The sequence below is a fragment of the Psychroflexus sp. MES1-P1E genome (assembly GCF_002836055.1).
Classification (GTDB): domain Bacteria; phylum Bacteroidota; class Bacteroidia; order Flavobacteriales; family Flavobacteriaceae; genus Psychroflexus.
Genome location: NZ_PJBS01000051.1, coordinates 1 through 328 on the forward strand (window position 1 = coordinate 1; position 328 = coordinate 328).

The 328-nt window shown below is 31.4% G+C and carries 1 pseudogene; it reads right to left on the bottom strand.

Annotated features, from left to right (window positions below):
* Positions 1–328, bottom strand: a pseudogene (locus CXF67_RS00280) (IS3 family transposase); the annotation flags it as partial.

Consider the following 328-nt stretch of genomic DNA (forward strand, 5'->3'; position numbering starts at 1 on the left):
CATGGTTGTTAAGTAGTTCCAATCATCATTAACCCTAATATATGTAATATCAGACACCCATTTTTTCATCAATTGAATTACTTTCGAAGTTCCTGTTTAAGATATTCTTAGCGATTGGGTAGGTGTGATTTGAATTTGTTGTAACAACAAATTTCCTTTTTAAAACACTCTTTAGTCCTAATTCTCTCATTAAAACAGCAACATAGGAACGAGAATAAAATAAGTTCTCTCTTTCTAACATCTTCTGTAAACGACAACTGCCATAAATCTCTCTACTTTCCTTAAACAGCTCTAGTATTCTATCTTTCAAGAAAGTTGTTGTCGTTTA